The 16,475-nt window shown below is 68.6% G+C and carries 17 protein-coding genes; 1 reads left to right on the forward strand and 16 read right to left on the reverse strand.

What is annotated here, in order from left to right; translation table 11 throughout:
• Positions 1-35: 35 nt before the first annotated feature.
• Complete coding sequence (gene purQ / locus IPV09_RS05630; RefSeq protein WP_207474251.1) at positions 36-707, reverse strand: phosphoribosylformylglycinamidine synthase subunit PurQ; 672 nt, start codon at positions 705-707, stop codon at positions 36-38.
• Positions 704-1,882 carry a phosphoribosylaminoimidazolesuccinocarboxamide synthase gene (locus IPV09_RS05635; protein ID WP_207474252.1) on the reverse strand — a complete coding sequence of 393 codons (1,179 nt, stop codon included), beginning with the start codon at positions 1,880-1,882 and terminating at the stop codon, positions 704-706. The genes purQ and IPV09_RS05635 overlap by 4 nt, the downstream gene beginning before the upstream one ends.
• A gap of 67 nt (positions 1,883-1,949) precedes the next feature.
• On the opposite strand from IPV09_RS05635, the gene IPV09_RS05640 reads away from it, so the two are divergent.
• The gene (locus IPV09_RS05640; protein WP_207474253.1) at positions 1,950-2,966 is read left to right on the forward strand and encodes an aldo/keto reductase family protein; all 1,017 of its coding nucleotides are present in this window, start codon (positions 1,950-1,952) and stop codon (positions 2,964-2,966) included.
• 16 nt (positions 2,967-2,982) lie between these two features.
• On the opposite strand, the gene mnhG is transcribed toward IPV09_RS05640, so the two are convergent.
• From mnhG to eutM, 14 genes are all read right to left on the reverse strand, one after another.
• Positions 2,983-3,630, reverse strand: a complete 648-nt coding sequence (mnhG, locus tag IPV09_RS05645) for a monovalent cation/H(+) antiporter subunit G (protein ID WP_207474254.1) — start codon at positions 3,628-3,630, stop codon at positions 2,983-2,985.
• Entirely contained in the window at positions 3,627-3,983 is a 357-nt protein-coding gene (locus IPV09_RS05650; RefSeq protein WP_207474255.1) for a monovalent cation/H+ antiporter complex subunit F, read from the reverse strand. Before IPV09_RS05650 ends, mnhG begins: the two co-directional genes overlap by 4 nt.
• Entirely contained in the window at positions 3,980-4,570 is a 591-nt protein-coding gene (locus IPV09_RS05655; protein ID WP_207474256.1) for a Na+/H+ antiporter subunit E, read from the reverse strand. Before IPV09_RS05655 ends, IPV09_RS05650 begins: the two co-directional genes overlap by 4 nt.
• Positions 4,567-6,081, reverse strand: coding sequence for a Na+/H+ antiporter subunit D (locus IPV09_RS05660; protein WP_207474257.1), 1,515 nt, complete (start codon positions 6,079-6,081; stop codon positions 4,567-4,569). Before IPV09_RS05660 ends, IPV09_RS05655 begins: the two co-directional genes overlap by 4 nt.
• Positions 6,078-6,506 carry a Na(+)/H(+) antiporter subunit C gene (locus IPV09_RS05665; protein WP_207474258.1) on the reverse strand — a complete coding sequence of 143 codons (429 nt, stop codon included), beginning with the start codon at positions 6,504-6,506 and terminating at the stop codon, positions 6,078-6,080. Before IPV09_RS05665 ends, IPV09_RS05660 begins: the two co-directional genes overlap by 4 nt.
• On the reverse strand, positions 6,503-9,421 hold the full coding sequence (locus IPV09_RS05670; protein WP_207474259.1) for a Na+/H+ antiporter subunit A: 2,919 nt from the start codon (positions 9,419-9,421) through the stop codon (positions 6,503-6,505). Before IPV09_RS05670 ends, IPV09_RS05665 begins: the two co-directional genes overlap by 4 nt.
• Positions 9,422-9,537: 116 nt before the next feature.
• Positions 9,538-10,683, reverse strand: coding sequence for a sorbosone dehydrogenase family protein (locus IPV09_RS05675; protein WP_207474260.1), 1,146 nt, complete (start codon positions 10,681-10,683; stop codon positions 9,538-9,540).
• A 254-nt stretch (positions 10,684-10,937) separates the two neighbouring features.
• The gene (gene purB / locus IPV09_RS05680) at positions 10,938-12,368 is read right to left on the reverse strand and encodes an adenylosuccinate lyase (RefSeq protein ID WP_207474261.1); all 1,431 of its coding nucleotides are present in this window, start codon (positions 12,366-12,368) and stop codon (positions 10,938-10,940) included.
• Positions 12,365-13,648 carry a phosphoribosylamine--glycine ligase gene (purD, locus tag IPV09_RS05685; protein WP_370590232.1) on the reverse strand — a complete coding sequence of 428 codons (1,284 nt, stop codon included), beginning with the start codon at positions 13,646-13,648 and terminating at the stop codon, positions 12,365-12,367. Before purD ends, purB begins: the two co-directional genes overlap by 4 nt.
• A gap of 53 nt (positions 13,649-13,701) precedes the next feature.
• Positions 13,702-13,977 (reverse strand): hypothetical protein, encoded by a 276-nt coding sequence (locus IPV09_RS05690; protein WP_207474262.1) that lies wholly within the window; start codon positions 13,975-13,977, stop codon positions 13,702-13,704.
• 10 nt (positions 13,978-13,987) lie between these two features.
• Entirely contained in the window at positions 13,988-14,611 is a 624-nt protein-coding gene (locus IPV09_RS05695; protein ID WP_207474263.1) for a hypothetical protein, read from the reverse strand.
• Positions 14,608-15,453 carry an ethanolamine utilization protein EutJ gene (gene eutJ / locus IPV09_RS05700; RefSeq protein ID WP_207474264.1) on the reverse strand — a complete coding sequence of 282 codons (846 nt, stop codon included), beginning with the start codon at positions 15,451-15,453 and terminating at the stop codon, positions 14,608-14,610. Before eutJ ends, IPV09_RS05695 begins: the two co-directional genes overlap by 4 nt.
• Positions 15,450-16,055, reverse strand: a complete 606-nt coding sequence (locus tag IPV09_RS05705; protein WP_207474265.1) for a cupin domain-containing protein — start codon at positions 16,053-16,055, stop codon at positions 15,450-15,452. The genes eutJ and IPV09_RS05705 overlap by 4 nt, the downstream gene beginning before the upstream one ends.
• 31 nt (positions 16,056-16,086) lie before the next feature.
• Positions 16,087-16,383 (reverse strand): ethanolamine utilization microcompartment protein EutM, encoded by a 297-nt coding sequence (gene eutM / locus IPV09_RS05710; RefSeq protein ID WP_207474266.1) that lies wholly within the window; start codon positions 16,381-16,383, stop codon positions 16,087-16,089.
• Between the last annotated feature and the right edge of the window lie 92 nt (positions 16,384-16,475).

The following is a 16,475-nucleotide window of genomic DNA, read 5'->3' on the forward strand; positions in this document are numbered from 1 at the left end:
CCCCTACCGGGGTTCTGTTACCTATTCGTGACCTTTCAGACCCGTGCCAGGAAGTGCTGCACCGAGCTGAAGAACGCCAGCCCGTCCACGCTGGGGCTGGTCAGTTCTTCGACGTTGTGCTCGGGGTGGGGCATCAGGCCGACGACATTGCCCCGCTCATTGGTGATGCCGGCGATGTCGTTGGCCGACCCGTTGGGGTTGCCGAGGTAGCGGAAGACGACCTGGTTGTTGTCCTCCAGACGCTTGAGGGTCTCGGGGTCGGCCACGTAGTTGCCCTCACCGTTCTTCAGGACGATGGTGATCTCCTGGTCCTGCTCGAAGTCGCATGTCCAGGTGGTGTCGATCGATTCGACCCGCAGGCGCTGGTCACGGCAGATGAACTGCTGGGACGCGTTGCGGATCATGGCGCCGGGCAGCAGGTGCGACTCGCACAGCACTTGGAAGCCGTTGCAGATGCCCAGCACCGGCATGCCGCGGTGGGCGGCGTCGATGACCGAGTCCATGACGGGACTGAACCGGCTGATCGCTCCGCAGCGCAGGTAGTCGCCGTAGGAGAACCCACCGGGCAGGATGACGGCGTCGACCCCGCCCAGGTCGTCGGAGGCGTGCCACAACGGCACCGCCTCGGCGCCTGACAGCTGCACGGCGCGCAGGGCGTCGTGGTCGTCCAGCGAGCCGGGGAAGGTGACCACACCGACGCGGGTCACTGCTGCTGCTCCTCGACGCGGACGACGAACTGCTCGATGACGGTGTTCGCCAACAACTTCTCGGCCGCCTCAGCGACCTGGGCGAGCACCTGCTCGGTGACCTCGCCGTCGACCTGCACCTCGAACCGCTTGCCCTGGCGGACGGTCAGGCCCTCGAACCCCAACCGGGCCAGGGCGCTGGTGACGGCCTTGCCCTGGGGGTCGAGGATCTCGGGCTTGGGCATGACATCGACGACGACACGGTGCTGGGGGGTGGCCATGGGGGTGATCCTATCGGTGTGCTGCGTGGCGGTGAACGGTTCGCCGACCAGTCGGGCGTAGGCGTCCAGGTAGCGGTCGCGGGTGGCTGCCACGACGTGGCCCGGCAGCGGCGGCGGCGGCACGTCGGAGTCCTTGTCCCAACCCGATTCGCGGACCAGCCAGTCGCGCAGGAACTGCTTGTCGAAACTGTCCAGCCGCTGCCCGGGTTGCCAGGTCGCGGCGTCCCAGAAACGCGACGAGTCGGGGGTGAGCACCTCGTCGGCCAGCACGATGGTGCCGTCGGGGCGGCGTCCGAACTCGACCTTGGTGTCGGCCAGGATGATGCCGCGCTCACGGGCCACCTGCTCGGCGCGGCGATAAATCGCCAGCGTCAGGTCACGCAATTGCTCGCCGAGCTCGACCCCGGTGGTCTGCAGCATCTGCTCGTAGCTGATGTTCTCGTCGTGCTCCCCCTGCGCGGCCTTGGTGGCGGGGGTGAAGATGGGCTCGGGCAGTCGGTCGCCATCGACCAGTCCGTCGGGCAGCGGGATGCCGCAGACGGTACGGGTCTGCTGGTATTCGGCCCAGCCCGACCCGGTCAGGTAGCCGCGGGCGACGCACTCGACCGGCACCATGGCCAGCTTCTCCACCACGACCGCGCGGCCTGTCAGCGAGGACGGGATGCCGTCGGGCAGCTCGGTGGACAGGACGTGGTGGGGCACGACGTCGACGAGCTGGTCGAACCACCATTGCGACAGCTGGGTCAGGATCGCGCCCTTGTCGTCAATGCCGGGGCTCAGCACGAAGTCGTAGGCCGAGACGGCGTCGGTGGCGACCATGAGCATGCGCTCGGCACCGGTGTCAGGGTCGGCGGGAAGCTCGTAGAGCTCACGCACCTTGCCGGCATGGATCAGGGGCAGGTCAAGCAGGGGCACGGACCAAGATTAGTCGTTCGTGGCCGCGGCACCCCCGCCGTCCGCGTCAGCGGTGTTGACTGGTGGCATGGAATATCGCTTTCTCGGTTCATCCGGCATGCAGGTCACCGAAATCACCTACGGCAACTGGCTCACCCACGGCTCCCAGGTCGAGAACGACACGGCGACGGCCTGCGTCCACGCGGCCCTGGACGCTGGCATCACCAGCTTCGACACCGCCGACGTCTACGCCAACACCGTCGCCGAGACCGTGCTCGGTGAGGCCCTGAAGGGCCAGCGCCGCGAGTCGCTGGAGATCTTCACCAAGGTCCACGGGGCCATCGGACCCAAGGGACCCAACGACCGGGGGCTCAGCCGCAAGCACATCAGCGAGGCCATCAATGGTTCCCTGACCCGTCTGCAGACCGACTACGTCGACCTCTACCAGGCCCATCGCTACGACCACTCGACGCCGCTGGAGGAGACGATCCAGGCATTCGCCGACGTGGTGCGTCAGGGCAAGGCCATCTACATCGGCGTCAGCGAATGGACCGCGGAGCAGTTGCGTGCCGGCCAGGAACTGGCCAAGCAGGCCGGGTTCGCCATCGTCTCGAACCAGCCCGAGTACAACATGATCCAGCGCATCATCGAGACCGAGGTCGTCCCGGCGTCGAAGGAACTCGGCATCGGCCAGATCGTGTGGTCACCCATCGCCCAGGGCACGCTGACCGGCAAGTACCTGCCGGGCCAGCCCGCGCCGCAGGGCTCGCGGGCGACCGACGAGAAGGGCGGCAACCGGATGGTCGAGTCGTGGTTGAAGAATGAGGCGCTGCTGGTGGCGGTGCAGAACCTGAAGCCGATCGCCGAGGAGCTGGGCCTGACGATGGCGCAGCTGGCCATTGCCTGGGTGCTGAACAACAAGAACGTCTCCAGCGCCCTGGTCGGGGCCAGCCGACCCGAGCAGATCACCGACAATGCGTTGGCCTCGGGCGTGCAGATCCCCGACGAGTTGCTGACCCGCATCGACGAGGTGCTGGCCGATCACATCATCACCGACGCCTCACTGACCGCGCCCCGCAGCCCCGAGAGTCTGCGCAAGTGGTGAGCTGACCGCTCACGGGTCAGCGCTCGTTCTTGCCCTCGTCGTCCTCGTCGTCCTCGTCGTCCCAGCCCTGGCCCTCGGTGGTGCTGGTGCTGGAGTCGGCGTGGTCGGCGGCGGCGCGCAGTTCCTCACCGATGTCCTGATGGCTGTCGACCGGTGCCCCCGGTTCCGGGGCATCCTTCTCGGTCGCGTCCTGCGTGGCCGCAAGCTCTGTCGCCGCCTCGGTGGGCCGTGGCCGGGTCGGTGGCACCCAGCCCTGGGCTGGCTTCCAGCGAACGGCCTGGCGGGCCCCAATGCCCTCCTCCTCGTCCTGGGGATGGGTGAAGCCCGCCTCTTCCAGGTCGTCACCGAGTTCGTCGACCAACGCCCGGTCGGCGTCCCACAGGCCCAGGCGGTAGGCGGTGCGCGAGACCATGTGCGCCGACACCGGCGCTGTCAGAATCTGGAAGGCGACGATCAGCGTGGCCAGCAGGGTCGTCTTCCAGTCCCACATGCGCAGGGCCACCCCGGTCAGGATCAGGATCAGACCGAAGACCTGCGGTTTGGTGGCGGCATGCAGTCGGGTGATCACGTCGGGGAAGCGAACGATGCCGACCGCGGCGGACAGGCAGAAGAAGGTGCCGCACAGCACCAGGAAGGCCGACGCCAGGTGAATGAGGTCAGTCACTTCTTGTCCTCGGCTTCCCAGGCGTCGGCCTCGTCGTGCACGGGGTCGTCATGATGACGTTGCTCGCGCAGGGTACGGACGTGGTCGGACCGGTTCGAGATCAATCGCGCCATGCCGACCGCCGCGGTGAACCCCAACATCGACAGCACCAGCAGCACCGGAATGCCCATCTCGTTGCCCGACGTGACGGTGTACAGACCGGTACCGGCGATCAGGATGGCGATCATCACGTCGGAGGCGACGGATCGGTCCAGGCTGGTGGGCCCCACCGCCATCCGGTACAGCACGAAACCGGCGGCGGCCAGCAGCAGCACGACCGACGCCCCGTGCAGGAGGTCAATGGCAAGGTTCATTCGGCACTCATCTCGGGGGCCGGGCCGGCCTCTCGCCTCTCGGCGGCGGCGCGGCGCTCGATTTTGGAGCCGAAGGCGCCCAGGATCAGTCGCTCCTCGCGCAGCGCATGGCGCTTGTCGAGCTCGATGTGGTCAGGGCTGGTGTCGAACAGGTGCAGGTACAAGGTGCGGGTCTTGCGGCGCGCATCGACCACCACCGATCCGGGCACGATGGACAGGATGCTGCCGGTGCCCACCTGGTAGAGGTCGCTGTTGGAATTGAGCCGGACGGCAATGATGGCGCTGTGCACGGTGGGCCGCCTACTGAAGGCGTAGCGCGACAGCTTCACCGAGGCGCTGGCCAGTTCCCACAGCACGATGCCCACCAGTCGCAGGAATCCGAACGGGTTGATCCGTCCTCCCCACTCGATGCTGGGCAGGGGGAAGACGATGGAGATCAGCAGCGCGATCAGCACGCCGGTGGCCACCGTCAGCAGCGACGCCTCGCCGTTGAGCATCACCCAGACCAGGGTCAACAGCGCCAGGCTGGTCCACTGGCCGCGGATGCGGAACCGGCGGCGAACCTCGGGGGTCTTCTCGGGACTCATCGGCCCTCCAGAACAGCTCGGGCATAGTCGCCGTCGGTGAGCGCGATGGCGGCTTGTTGGCAGTAGTCGTACAACGGACCGGCGGCCAGGGTCAGCAGCACGGTGAGCGCGATCATGCCGATGGCGGCTCCGACCATGACCGGTGGCAACCTGCCGGGCACCAGGTCGTCACCGTCCTGCTCCGGGGTGACCAGCTCTGGTTCACCCCAGAAGGCACGGTTCCAGGCCTTGGCGATGGCATACAGGGTCAGCAGGCTGGTCAGCATCGCCACCGCGACGAGCGTCCAACCCCACACTCCCCCGTACTCCAGGGACGCCTGCACCAGCCCGATCTTGCCGATGAAACCGCTGAACGGGGGAATGCCGGACAGGTTCATGGCGGGGATGAAGAACAACGTCGCCAGCAGGGGTGAAACCGCCACCAGACCGGAGACCCGCTCCAGTGACGTCGAACCGGCCACCCGGCCGACCAGCGCCACCACCAGGAACAGGGTGGTCTGGATGGTGATGTGGTGGCTGGTGTAGTAGATCGTGGCGGCCAGTCCGTCGACGCTGCCCAGGGCGATGCCCAACAGCATGTAGCCAATATGGCTGACCAGGGTGAACGACAGCATACGTTTCATCTCGGACTGGGCGATGGCACCAAAGATGCCGACGAGCATGCTGAGCGCCGCCAGCACCAGCAGCACCTCGGTCAACGGACGGTGCGGGAACAGCAGCGTCTGGGTGCGCAGGATCGCGTAGATGCCGACCTTGGTCAGCAGCCCCGCGAACACGGCCGTGACCGGGGCCGGGGCGGTCGGGTAGGAGTCGGGCAGCCAGGCCTGCAGCGGGAAGATGGCGGCCTTGAGCCCGAAGATGGTCAGCATCAACGCCTGCAGCATCACCTGGGTGTCGTCCGGCAGGTCCGGGATGCGCTGGCTGAGCTGGGCCAGGTTCACGGTGCCGGTCGCCGAGTAGACGGTCGCCAGCAGGATCAGGAACAGCGCCGAGGAGACCAGGTTGACCACCACGTAGATCGACGCCGCCCGGATGCGGGGTCGGGTGGCACCCATGGTGAGCAGCACGTAGGACGCGAACAGCAGGATCTCGAAGCCGACGAACAGGTTGAACAGGTCACCGGCCAGGAACGCGTTGGACACCCCCGAGCACAGCAGCAGGAACGTCGGGTGGAAGATCGATACCGGGGTCTCCTGGCGGATCTCCTCCTCGTCCTGGCCCCCGGAGAAGATCAGCACCCCGAGGGTGACCAGGGCCGCGACCAGCAGCATCAGCGCCGAGAGCCGATCGGCGACCAGAGCAATCCCCACGGTCCCCTGCCAGGCGCCGAACCACAGCGTCTGGGCACCTTCGCGGTGGGCCGTCAGCGCCAGTCCGGCGACGACCACCACCACCGCCACCAGCACCGTGATCGAGATCAGGCGCTGCAGCCGAGGACGTCGACCAACAATGAGGGTGAGCGCGGCCCCGAACATGGGCAGCAGCACCGGCAGCGGCAGCAGGTTGTTCATTCGCTCACCATGTCTTCGCCGGTGTCCTGGAAGCGGGCTTCCTCGAAGGTCGTGGAGACCTGGTCCTTTTCGGCCAGCGCGCGAATGCGTGCGTCCTCTCGGTCGTCCTGCACCTCGTCGTGGCCGAAGAGCTGGAAGCTGCGGTAGGCCATCGTCATGACGAAGGCGGCGACGGCCATGTTGATGACGATGGCGGTCAACACCATGGCCTGGGGAAGCGGGTCGATCTGGTCCTCGGGGTTGCCGCGGCCCACGAACGACGGGTTGCCGGCGGGGCCGGCGGCCACCAGGAAGAGCATGTTGACGCCGTTGCCCATCACGATGACACCCATCAGGATGCGCGACAATGAGCGTTCAGTGAGCAGGTAGACGCCGCAGGCCACCAGCATGCCGGCGACCAGGCACAGGGCCAGGTTCGGGCTCATCGCAGCTCACCTGCCCTCAGCGTGACGGTCGAACGAGGACGAGGGACCGGGGCGCGATGCTCGCTGGCCTGGACGTCGATGCCGGAACCGAGGCTGCGGGCGTAGTCGAGCAGGACGCCCACCACGATCAGGAACACGCCGATGTCGAAGACGACCGACGAGACCAGGTGGATCTCGCCCATGAACGGGATCGTGCCCAGCGGGGTGGTCAGCACCTCGGGGCCTAGGTTGAGGTACATGTCATAGGACTGCAGCACGCTGCCGCCGAAGAAGACGGGCGCCATCGCCGAGATGGTCGAGACGGCCAGGCCACCGCCGAGCAGGTACCCCGCCTCGAACGGAGCCGCCTCGGCCAGTTCCTCGCGCCCCCCGGCCAGGTAGCGCAGCACCAGCGCCATACCGACGACCAGACCACCCGCGAAACCGCCGCCGGGCTGGTTGTGGCCGCGCAGCAGCACCCACACCCCGACCATGACGGCAACGCCGAAGACGAGCCGGGTGACCACCTCGAAGATGAGGCTGCGGGCGGCCGGATCCAAACTGGTGGACCCACGCAGCCAGGACCGCTCGTGGGAGGCACCGGTGGGGCGCGCCCGTCGGCGGATGCTCTGGGCGCGGGACTGCAGGAAGATCAGGCTGGCGACGCCGGTGGCGGCAATGACCAGCACCGACACCTCGCCCAGGGTGTCCCAGGCCCGGGTGTCGACCAGGATCACGTTGACGATGTTGGAGCCGTAGCCGTACTCCTTGGCCAGGGTCCGCAGCGGTTCGGAGGAGGGCACGTCGGTGCGTACGCCGGCGGCGGCCAGAGCCAGCATCACGGTGACGGTGCCGACGGCCAGGGCCAGCAGCACCCGCCACCAGCGGCTGGCGGCCAGCGGCCGGTTGGTGAAGTAGCGCGGCATCCGTCGCAGCAGCAGCAGGAACACCAGCACGGTCACCGTCTCGACCAGCACCTGGGTCAGGGCCAGGTCGGGGGCCCCGTGCAGCATGAACATCAGCGAGGTGCCGTAGCCGGTGACCCCGACCAGCAGCACCGCACGGATGCGTCCACGCGACATGGTGGCCAGCAGGGCGGCGACCACCATCACCGCACCCACGGCCACCTGGCCGTAGTTGTCGAACAGGATGATCGCGTCGGGCCAGGTCGAGGTGAGCAACAGCGGGGTGCCGACACCCAGCACGAAGACCACGAAGATGCTGGAGAGGTAGACGATCAGTGAACCCTGCTGGGCACGCGAGGTGACCTCGACGCCGGCCTGGTCGACCAGGCGCATGATCTGCAGGTAGCGGTCGTGGGCGGTGGTCGTGGTGGGGAAGGTCTCCTGAAGCCTGGCCACCCGGTCACGCTGCCAGAACAGGATGGCGCCGCCGGCGATGGCGAGCGCCGACAGCCCCAGGGGCAGCGTGAAACCATGCCACAGCGCCAGTCCGTGGGGGTGCAGGCCGACTGCCATCGACTCGGCGTAGGGGGTGAAGAGCCGGGTCAGCAGTGGGCCGCAGAAGCCGCCGACCAGCGAGGCCAGGCCCAGCAGGGCCGGGGCAATGGTCATCCCCCACGACTGCTTGCGCACCTCGCAGACGGGGATGCCCTTCTTCTGGCCGAAGGCGCCCCAGATGAAGCGCAGCGAGTAGGCCAGGGTGAGCATGGAGCCGACGACCACCGCGACGGTCAGCATGACCGACAGCCCCGGCGACATGCTGGTCCCGTCGCCGGCGCGCGTCAAGTTGACCAGGCCCTCGAGGGCGGCCTCCTTGGCGGTGAATCCGAGCATCGGGGGCAGGCCCGCCATGGAGGCGGCGGCGATGCTGGCGAAGATGGCCAGCCACGGCAGTTGTCGTCCGACCCCGGACAGGATGGTCAGGTCACGGGTGCCGGTGGACTTGTCGACGATGCCGACGGTCAGGAACAGGGTGGCCTTGAACAGGGCGTGGGTGACGACCATGGCCAGCCCGGCCAGGGCCATCGACTGGGTGCCCATGCCGGTCAGCAGCACCAGGAAGCCGAGCTGGCTGACGGTGCCGTAGGCGAGCAGCAGCTTGATGTCGTCCTGGCGCAGGGCCCGCCAACCGCCGAGAAGCATGGTGACGGCCCCGAGGATCGAGATGGTGACGCGCCACCCGGGGATGTCGGCGAAGGCGGGTGCGAAGACCGCGATCAGGTAGACGCCGGCCTTGACCATGGCGGCGGCGTGCAGATAGGCCGAGATGGGGGTGGCGGCGGCCATCGCTCCCGGCAGCCAGAAATGGAACGGGAACAGGGCCGACTTGCTCAGGGCGCCGACCAGAACCAGCAGCACCCCGGCGACGGCGATGGGGCCGCTCGGCTGCCGCTCGAGGATGACGGCCAGGCTGAAGGTGTCGGCGGTCACGCCCAGCGCGACGATGCCCGACAGCATCGCCAGGCCACCGAAGGTGGTGACGATCAGGGCGGTCAGGGCGGCGCCACGATTGGCCTTGCGGGTGAAGTCGTTGCCGATCAGCAGGTAGCTGAAGATGGTGGTGACTTCCCAGAAGGTGTACAGCAGGATCAGGTTGTCGCTGCTGACCAGGCCCAGCATGGCACCCGCGAAGGCGGTCAGCAGGCCCAGGCATCGGGTGGCGGTGCCGGAGGCGCCGAAGTACCAGCGGCAGTAGAACAGCACCAGGGCACCGATGCCGGTGACCACCAGACCCAGCACCCACTGCACCAGCCCCATCTGGAAGGTGATGTCGATGTCGAGCACACCGATCCAGCGGTAGCTCTCGCGGATGACATTGCCGGCGGTGATCGTCGGGGTCTGCCACAGCAGCCAGCCGAAGGAGACCAGCGGTACCAGCGCGGCGACGTAGAAGGCGCGTCGACCCAGCCAGCGGCTGAGCAAGGGCGCAACTGCCCCCATGGCGAAGTGGGCCATGATGAGGGCAATCAGCACAGGAGTCGTCCTATCGTCCGAGAACTCGGTATCGGTGGGGCGGTTGCTTTACCCTACCGGACGGCTCGGTGACGCAACTTCCGGTGCCGCATCACAGACGGCCACCGCGGTGCCCCTTACCGCAACGGCAGGTACACCAGTCGGTCGTCGCCGGCGCGTGCCGAGGACCGTCCGTCAGTGTTCGAGGTGCCGAAGACGATGCCGTCACGGTGGGCCACCACCGCCCGCAGCCGTCCGTACTGGTCGGCGAAGTGGGCCACCGGGGTGCCTGCCTCGGTGCCGTTGATCGGCACCTGGAACAGGGTCGAACCGATCAGGGAGGCCACCCAGACATTGCCCTGGGCGAAGGCCAGGCTGGACGGTGAACTGCTGGCGGTCGGTTCCCAGGTGGCCTTGGGCGCGAGGAACGGGGCCCGCTGGCCCTGGTTGCCCTCGACCTCGGGCCAGCCGTAGTTGCCGCCCTTGGTGATCAGGTTGAGCTCGTCGGCCGACTTGTCGCCGAACTCGGCCGACCACAGGGCGCCGTCGGGGGCGAAGGTCAGCCCCTGGACGTTGCGGTGGCCCAGGCTCCAGACCGGGTTGCCGAACGGATTGTCGCTGGGCACCGACCCGTCGACGGCGATCCGCAGCACCTTCCCGGCCAGGGAGTTGCGGTCCTGGGCCGACTGGCGCCTGGAGGCGTCGCCGGTGGAGATGTAGAGGTGCCCGTCCGGCCCCATCACCAGCTGGCCGCCGTTGTGGAAACCGGCGGCGGGAATGCCCTTGAGCAGCACCCTGGGGTCGCTGAAGGACGAGCCGGTGAAGTCGTAGCGCAGCACCCGGTTGTCCTGCGAGGTGGACAGGTAGACGAACAGCGCCCTCTTGTCGGTGCTCAGTTCGATGCCGAGCAGACCGGCCTCGCCGCTGGCCCGGACGCCTTGGACTTCGCCGATCTGGGTGGCCAAGCCGTCGCGGACCACCTTGATGGCCCCGGTGTCACGCTCACTCACCAGCAGGGTGTCCTCGTCGATGGCCCGCAGGCCCCAGGGGGTGGTGAGCCCGGTGACGAGGTCGGTGGGCGTCCCGATGGAGAGGGCGGTCGGGCCCGGACTGGACGCGATGGTGGTGGACGGCGTGGTGCTGGCCGGCGCCGAGGTGGCGGGGCTGCCGCCGGGTGTCTGGGAGGTCGGGGCGGAGGCGGTCTCGCTCGACCCCTGACTGGTGCAGGCGGCCAGTCCCGCCAGGGACAGTCCGCCGAGCAGGACGGTGCGTCGAGTGGTCATGGTGGCTCCCTCCGGTGGTCACCAACCTACGCGGCGATGACCATTGGCACCGGCGTCTGGCCGCAGAGGTGTACCTGCACCTGCGGTTCCTCTTGCACCTGCACCCAACGCATGCCCTTGCCCCTGCTTCGAAGCAGGGGCAAGTGCGGCTATTGGGGGCAAGTGGCGCCAACTTGGGTATGGCGTCGGTGACAGGCAGGCGTGACCATCACAGGCAGCTGCGTCAGTGCCAGGAAGTAGCAAGTGGCGGCGGCTCAGAGCACCGCGCCCGGACGATATGCCGCCGCCTCGGGCTGGGCGGCCGCCAACTCCCCCACCCTGGCGGCCAGGCGCGCCACCTGGCTGCGGGCCGATCCGGACAACTCCAGCGGCTCACTCACCAGGGCGTCCAACTCGTCGCGGGACAGGCCGAGGCGTGGGTCACCGGCCAGGCGCTCGACCAGGTCGTTCGCGGCGCCCGACTCGCGCATGGCCAGCGCCACCGCCACGGCGTGCTCCTTGATGGCCTCGTGGGCGACCTCTCGTCCGACGCCCTTGCGCACCGCGGCCATCAGCACCTTGGTGGTGGTCAGGAACGGCAGGTAGCGGGCCAGTTCGGCCTCGATCACGGCCGGGAAGGCCCCGAAGTCGCCGAGCACCGTCAGGAACGTCTCGAACAACCCGTCAATGGCGAAGAAGGCGTCGGGCAGCGCCACCCGACGCACCACTGAGCACGAGACGTCGCCCTCGTTCCACTGGTCGCCGGCGAGTTCACCGACCATCGACACGTAGCCGCGCACGATCACCGCCAGCCCGTTGACCCGCTCGCAGGATCGGGTGTTCATCTTGTGCGGCATTGCCGACGAGCCGACCTGACCCGGCTTGAAGCCCTCGGTGACCAGTTCGTGGCCGGCCATGAGCCGAATCGAGGTGGCCACATTGGACGGCGCTGCCGCGACCTGGGCCAATGCGCTGACCACGTCGTAGTCGAGGGAGCGCGGGTAGACCTGCCCGGTCGAGGTGAGGACCTGGGCGAACCCCAGATGGGCGGCGATCCGGTCCTCGAGGTCGGTCAGGCGGTCCTCGTCACCGCCGAGCAGGTCGAGCATGTCCTGGCTGGTGCCCACCGGACCCTTGATGCCGCGGGCCGGGTAGCGGTTGATCAGTTCGTCGATCCGCTGGTGGGCGACCAGCAGTTCGTCGGCGGCGGTGGCGAAACGCTTGCCAAGGGTGGTGATCTGGGCCGCCACGTTGTGCGAGCGGCCGGCGATCGGCTGGTCGCTGTACCGCACGGCGATCTCCGACAGCATCACCAGCGCCGCGACAATCCGGTCGCGCACCAGTCGCAGCGAGCTCAGCACCTGCAACTGCTCGACGTTCTCGGTCAGGTCACGGCTGGTCATGCCCTTGTGGACGTGCTCGTGGCCGGCCAGCGCATTGAACTCCTCGATGCGTGCCTTCACGTCGTGCCGGGTGACCCGCTCGCGGGCATTGATGGAGTCCAGGTCGACCTGGTCGATGACGGCTCGGTAGTCGGCCAGCACCTGGTCGGGGTCGTCGCCGCCGAAGTCCACGCCGAGGTCACGCTGGGCCTCGACGACGGCCAGCCACAGGTGGCGTTCGGCGACGATCTTGTTCTCGGGGCTCCAGATGCCGCGCATGCCCACCGAGGCGTAGCGGTTGGCCAGGACATTGGGGACGCTCATCGCGAACCCTCCTCGATCTGTTGGATGGCGGCGGCCTCGGCAATGTCGTAGCGGTGGAAGCCGGTGGGGAAGTCGATGCTGACCAGGTGTTCGTAGACCGCGCCGCGGGCCGAGCGCAGGTCGGGTCCGCGTCCGACCACGGCGAGCACGCGCCCGCCGGCGGCGACCAATGCCTCGCCCCGGGTCGCGGTGCCGGCCTGGATCGTCCAGGCGTTCTCGGTGTCGGGGGGCAGGGTGATGGATCCCCCGGTCTCGGGCTCGTCGGGGTAACCGTCGGCCGCCATCACCACGGTGACGGCGAAGTCGTCGCGCCACGTCAGCCCGCCGACCTCGGCCAGCGTGCCGGTGGCTGCCGCGTACAGCACCTGGCCCATCGGGGAATCGACGAGACCCATCAGCGCCTGGGTCTCGGGGTCGCCGAAGCGGGTGTTGAACTCGACCACCCGCAGTCCCTTCGAGGTCAGCGCCAGTCCGCAGTAGAGCAGCCCCTGGAACGGGGTGCCGCGGCGCGCCATCTCGGCGATCGTGGGCAGCGCGACCTGGTCGAGCACCTGCTGCTGCAGGTCTGCCGGGGCCCATGGCAGCGGTGAGTAGGAGCCCATGCCGCCGGTGTTGGGCCCGGTGTCGTCGTCGCCGACCCGTTTGAAGTCCTGGGCGGGTTGCATGGCCAGCGCCGTGGTGCCGTCGGTGATGACGAACAGGCTGACCTCGGGGCCGTCCAGGAATTCCTCGATGACCACGGCCTCGCAGGCTTCGGCGTGAGCCTGGGCCAGATCGAGGTCGTCGGTGACGATGACCCCCTTGCCGGCGGCCAGTCCGTCGTCCTTGACCACGTACGGGGCACCGAACTCCTCCAGTGCCGCGGCGGCCTGGTCGGCAGTGGTGCAGTAACGGCTGGCGGCGGTCGGAACCCCTGCCGCGGCCATGACCTGCTTGGCGAAGGCCTTGGACCCCTCGAGTTGGGCGGCGTCCTTGCTCGGGCCGAAGCAGGCGATGCCGGCGGCCCGGACGGCGTCGGCGACCCCGGCGACCAGTGGGGCCTCGGGGCCGACGACGACCAGGTTCACGTCGAGTTCTTCTGCCAGGGCGGCGACGGCGGCGGGGTCGTTGGCCGCGACCGGGTGGTTGGTGGCGACGGTGGCGGTGCCCGGGTTGCCGGGTGCGACGTGCACCTCGGTCACGGCAGGGTCGGCGGCAATGGCCCGGGCCAGGGCGTGTTCGCGCCCGCCGGAGCCGATGACGAGGACGCGCAGGGACGGAACAGTCGGGGGGTGGGTCACGGCTCCAGCCTAATGGTCCGGGGCGGCCTCACCGGTGGGCTGCCTGCCCGTGGTCAACCGCGCATGACCCTGGCGATCACCGCGTCCAGGTCGGGTGGTGCGCTACCACCCAGTGCCTTCACCACCGCGGCGCGCACCACCGACTCGACCGGTGCGCTCGGCGCCGGGCTCGGGGAACCGACGTCGCCGCGGACCAGCCGGACTCCCCTGCTCTCGGCCAGTTCGCGGGCGGCGTCGGTAATGATGGCGTCGGGGTCGACCCGCAGCTCGGTCTGGTTCTCGGCGAGCGTCTGGTGGATGGTGTCGCCGGTGATGATCTGTCGCGCCATGACCGGGCCCCTATCGTCCGCTGACCGACTCGATGGCCGCGATGGCCGCGTCCCGGGCCGCCCGCACCGAGGACTCCGAGCCCGACATCCACAGGCGCCCGAAGACGCCCACCGACGAGAAGTGGTTCAGGCTGACCGGTGCGGCCTTCTCGGCCTCGTTGGCCGCCAGGGTGATGTAGGCGGCTGGTTCGACCTCGAGCACCAGCAGCGTCTCGCCCGCCACCAGCATGGTCCCCCGGTTGAGCCGGTTCAGCAGCTGGGCCTGGTAGGGATCAACGTTGGTGATCACCTGTTCGGAGGCCACCTTCGGTCGCATCCTGTCGTCGACGGTGACGCCGAGTTCGGACAGGACGATCTCGCCGGCGCGCTGGACGTCGGCCTGCGACGCCGAGTGCACCTCGAACATGCCGAACTGACGCTCGACGATCTGGGTGCCGGGGCGCACGTCGGTGCTCTTCACGACCCGGTCGACCATCTTGAAGACCCAGTTGCCGGGTGCCATCTCGACGGCCAGGCTGGCCATCCCCTCGACGGGCGGGTCACCCTGGGTGATGGTGCCGATGAAGGCCGCGAACTGCGGTTGCATCCGGTCGATGTGGCAGAAGGCGCGCAGCTGGAAATCGTCGGTGCTCATGAGATCTTCCTCAGTTGGGTGTGCGGGTGCGCCCAGTGGGCGACCCCGAGTGGGGTGACGAGCATGGGTTCGGGCGCCAGGGCGCAGGGCAGGCCGGTGACCTCGTTCATGACCTCGCCGAACCCACGGAAGGCGCTCGTCCCGCCGACCAGATGGATCTGCTCGACGTGGTGGGGTTCGACCATGCGGGCCACGATGGTCGACATCTTCTGCATCACCGGCAGCACCAGACCGAAGAGCCGCTCATGGTTGGCCGGGTCGCGCTTCATCAGTTCCGCCTCTTCGAGGGGGATGCCGAGGGCCCCGGCGACCACCAGTGACAGGTGGGTGCCGCCGGTGGGTTCGTCGTAGCTGGCCACCACCTCGCCGTCGGTGATGATGGCCACCCCGGTGGTGCCGCCGCCCACGTCGACGACGGCGCCGTGGCGGACCCCGAGCACGGCGTTGGCGGCGGTGGGTTCGTCCACGACGTCGGTGCAGGTGATGCCGGCGCCCTCGAGGACGAAGCGGTGCGCCCGGTGGTCGGAGTTGTTGACCGCCGGCGGCACCGTGACAGTGCCGCTGCTGACCAGTCGTCCGGTGCGCTGGTGGAGTTCGTCACGCAGGCGGGCAATGACCGCCTGGGCGCCGCTGAAGTCCCAGACGATGCCGTCGCGGACCACGTCGGCGAACTCGGTGGCACCGGCCAGCGGACGGTCCTCGGCATCGGTGATCATGATCACCGAGAACGCAGTGCCCAGGTCGACGCCGACCTTGATGGCGACGTCGTCGGGGATCGTGGCCGAGGACTCCATGGCCTGGCGGGCCAGTTGCATGGTGCGTGCTGCGTCGATGGTGCTCACCCCTGCCAGTCTGCCGGGAAAGTGACGTAGGCGAAACGGGTCCACGAAGGTGTTCCAAAGGTGATGTGGGATCCCTTGGGGACATACAGGATGTCCCCGGGTCGTCCCACCTTGACCCCGTCGAGGGTGCCGATGTGCAGTTCGCCCTCGAGCACGATCTGGACCTCGTCGTAGTCCAGGCTCCAGGGGAACGTGCCGCAGGTCAGCGTCATGTAGCCGGCGGTCATGGGTGAACCGTCGGCGGAGGTCACCACGTCGGCGGTGCGCACGTCGGGGTCGGCCGACGCGCCGGGGCGGGCGAGCGGTTGGCCCCGCTCGTCGCCGGAGCGGACGTGCTTGACCGGCGGTGGTGGCTCAGCGCCGTGCCCGTCGGGAGTGGGGATGCCGACGGCGCCCCCACCCCCAGCCAGCACGGCGAGCGCCGCGGACAGCAGCTCCGGGGCGGGTTCCCCCGACGCCGCGCTGGGGGCAGGGACGAGCGTGACGCCTCGTTCTCGCGCGAAGTCGCGCGCCAACGGCGTGATGATCGCGCCCGCGGGCACGGCCAGCTCACCGCCGACGGCGTCCTCGACATCCCGAGCCGAAACGACAACGCGCTTCACACTGCCTCCTGTCCGTGGTGCTCAGCGACGGTCACACTGCCTGGCTGTTACCCGGCAGGATCACTTCCACGTCCCCATGGGGACGCGGGATGACGTGGACGCTGACCAGTTCACCGACGCGGCTGGCGGCAGCGGCGCCGGCGTCGGTCGCGGCCTTCACGGCGCCGACGTCTCCGCGCACCATGACGGTCACCAGGCCAGCGCCGATCTGTTCCTTGCCGATCAGCTTGACGTTGGCCGCCTTCACCATTGCGTCGGCGGCCTCGATGGCGCCGATCAGGCCCTTGGTCTCGACCATTCCGAGAGCGATCATCTGTACATCAGCCATGGAAGTACTCCTTCTGTTGGTGGGTGCTGGCTGTTCGGGAGTGGGGGCCGGGCTGGCCCCCCGGTCAGGAGTCGGCAAGGACGTGGTCTCGG

Origin of the sequence: Tessaracoccus sp. SD287, assembly GCF_017355265.1 — a bacterium.
Taxonomy (GTDB): domain Bacteria; phylum Actinomycetota; class Actinomycetes; order Propionibacteriales; family Propionibacteriaceae; genus Aestuariimicrobium.